This window comes from Streptomyces sp. NPDC001714 (assembly GCF_042892755.1).
GTDB lineage: Bacteria > Actinomycetota > Actinomycetes > Streptomycetales > Streptomycetaceae > Streptomyces.
Genome location: NZ_JBIAUL010000066.1, coordinates 1 through 3137, shown reverse-complemented (window position 1 = coordinate 3137; position 3137 = coordinate 1). Strand labels below are relative to the sequence as shown.

Genomic DNA, 3137 nt, shown 5'->3' with positions numbered 1-3137 from the left:
CCACACCACCATCACACACCACCGCCACCGCACCCGGATCCTCCACCACCCGACGCCCGAACAACTCCACCACCGACCCCACCCCGAAATCCGCCACCGCACCACTCCACCCCTCCACCACCTCAACCCGCTCCACCTCACCCAGCACACCCACATCCGCCAACAACCCACCCCCACCACACTCCAAAACCGCCACCACATTCCCCACCGCCGTCTCCAGCATCCCCGCCACCCGCAACGGATCCACCCCACCCACCACACCCACCACAACCCCAAAACCCACACCCAAATCATCCACCGCCACATCCAACGGGAAATTAGTCCGGTCCTTCGCAAAAACCGTCCGGATATCCTCCACGCCCCGGCCGGACTCCATCGAGCCGCCGCTGTGGCGGTAATTGAAGATCGACGTGAACAGAGGTGCCGGCGCCTGCACGCCGCTCGCTTTCTGAGCCACGACCAGCGGGGCGTGTTCGTGCACCAGCAGCCCGGCCAGCTGGGCCTGCATCGCCTCCACCGCCTCCAACACCCCCACCGAACCCGTCCGCAACCGCACCGGCAACGTGTTCATGAACAACCCCGGCGTACGATCCGCACCCGCACCCGCGTTCATACGCCCGAACAACACCGTCCCGAACACCACATCCTCACGCCCCGCCAACGACGCCAGCACCCGCGCCCACGCCACATGGAACAACGTCGCCGGCGACACCCCCACCACCCGCGCCCGCTCCCGCACCCGCTCCGACAACACCCCGTCCAGCACCACACGAGCCCGACTCAGATCCTCACCATCACGGTGCACATCCAGCAGCCCGAACGGCGCCGTCGTCTCCGTCACATCACCCAGCAACCCAGCGAAATACGCCTCATGCTCCGCACGGGAGACACCCAACCGCGCATGCGCCACGAAATCCCGGAAAGGCACCGGCTCGGGAAGCCGATCGCCCTCACCGCGCAGGATCGCCGCCACCTCGCCCAGGGCGACCGAGGCACCCGTGTGGTCCTGGACCAGGTGGTGCATCTGCAGCAGCACCAGCCAACCGCCAGTGCCCGGATCCCGGGTGACGTGGGCGCGTATGAGAGGTGCCTGGGCCAGGTCGATGCGCGAGGGTGCCACGGTGAGGAGCTGCTCGGTGACGGCGTCCGTCGTTTCCCCGTCCAGGGCTACGTCGGTCACCTGCACCTGGGCCCGGCGGCACACCACCTGGACGGGTTCGCGGAGCCCCTCCCACACGATCGCGGTCCGGTAGATCTCGTGCCGGTCCACCACCTGCTGCAGGGCTTCCAGCGCCGCATCGAGACGCTGCCGCGTTTCGAAGGCCACGACCGTCGGCTCCAGATAGACGTCGTCGCCCCCTTCGGACAGCAGGTAGTGGAAGAACATCCCCTCCTGCAGGGGCGCGAGCGGATAGACGTCCGCCACGTTCGAGGCACCGCCCGGAATGCGGGCACAGAGCGCGTCGATTTCGTCCTGGTTCAATTCCACCAAAGGCAGCATGGCGGGGCTGAGTTCGGCCGCGTCCCGGGGAATGAGGTTGGGCGGCACGTCAACCGGTGCCGCGACCGCTTCCTCCACGAGGCCCGCCGGGGTGGGTGTCAAGAACAGACGCCGCACACTCACCGCCACGCCGCGCTCACGGAGCTTCTCCACCAGCGACACGGCGAGCAGTGAGTGTCCGCCGAGCTCGAAGAAGTTGTCGTCGACCCCGACCCGCTCCACACCCAGCACCTCGGCGAACGCGGCACACAGCACCTCCTCCACCACCGACGACGGACCCCGCTGCGAAGACAGACCCGCGTAGTCGGGTGTGGGCAGGGCAGCGCGGTCCAGCTTGCCGTTCACCGTCAACGGCAACTCCTCCAGCACCACCAGCGCCGACGGCACCATGTACTCCGGCAACCGGCCCGCCACCAACTCCCGTACGGAATCCGGCAGCTGCCCGTCGGCCTCCGGCCCAGGCACCGCGTACGCCACCAGCCGCCGATCCCCAGGAGTGTCCTCACGGACGATCACCGCGGCCTGTGCCACGTCCGCGTGCGCGGCGACCGCCGCCTCCACCTCACCCAACTCGATCCGGAACCCACGGACCTTCACCTGATCGTCGGCACGACCGAGGAACACCAGCTCGCCGTCCGCGGACCAGCGCACCACATCCCCGGTCCGATACAGACGTGTTCCGTCCGCCGCGAACGGATCCGCCACGAACCGGCCCGCCGTCAACCCCGGCCGCCCCGCATACCCCCGCGCAACCTGAGCCCCACCGACATACAGCTCACCCGCCACACCCACCGGAACCGGCCGCAGCCACCCGTCCAGCACATACACCCGCGCATTCGCCACCGGCGAACCGATCCGCACCTCGGGCGCCTCGGGCCGGTACCGCCAAGCCGCCGCGTCCACGGTCGTCTCCGTCGGACCGTAGGTGTTGAACAGCATGCGCCCGGCTGACCAGCGCGCGAGCAACTCCGCCGACGACGCCTCGCCACCGACCTCGATGACAACATCCTCGGAGATCGACGCCGGGTTCAAAGTCGCCAGTACGGCAGGCGGAAGGGATATGTGCGTGATGGCGTGCTCGGCCAGGACCGAGGTCAGCTCCGCTCCGAGCCGGCGCTCCGACGGCACTACGACGAGCGTCGCCCCGGACAGCAGGGCCAGTGACCAGTCCGCGCAGAACTGGTCGAAACTCACCGACGCGTACTGCGCGACCCGCGAGCGGGGACCCGCGTCGAACCGCCGCCGGGTGGCGTGTGCCAGATTCACCAGGCCCGAGTGCACGGCCACGACGCCCTTCGGCACACCGGTGGAACCAGACGTGTAGATCATGTACGCGGGATGCGCGGGCAGGAGCGTGCCTCGTTCCCGATCGGTCAGATCGGTCGTCGGCAACTCCTGCCACTCGGCAGCGGACACGGCGTCGTCGACTCGGACGAGCGTCACGTCCGAGGCACTGAGGGCGCCTGCGGTGTCGCCTTCGGCCAGCACGCACACCGGCCGCGTGTCGGCGAGCATGAACTCCAGCCGCTCCACCGGATAGCCCGGGTCCAGCGGCAGGTAGGCCCCACCCGCCTTCAACACCGCCAGCACCGCGACGATCAGATCCACACCCCGCGACAGGCACAGACCCACCACC

1 protein-coding gene is annotated in these 3137 nt (G+C 68.8%); it reads right to left on the bottom strand.

Going from position 1 to position 3137, the window contains the following annotated elements; translation table 11 throughout:
- A partial coding sequence (locus ACFY0P_RS52060; RefSeq protein WP_388929518.1) for an amino acid adenylation domain-containing protein occupies window positions 1-3109 on the bottom strand: 3109 nt, incomplete at its 3' end.
- Window positions 3110-3137 lie beyond the last annotated feature (28 nt).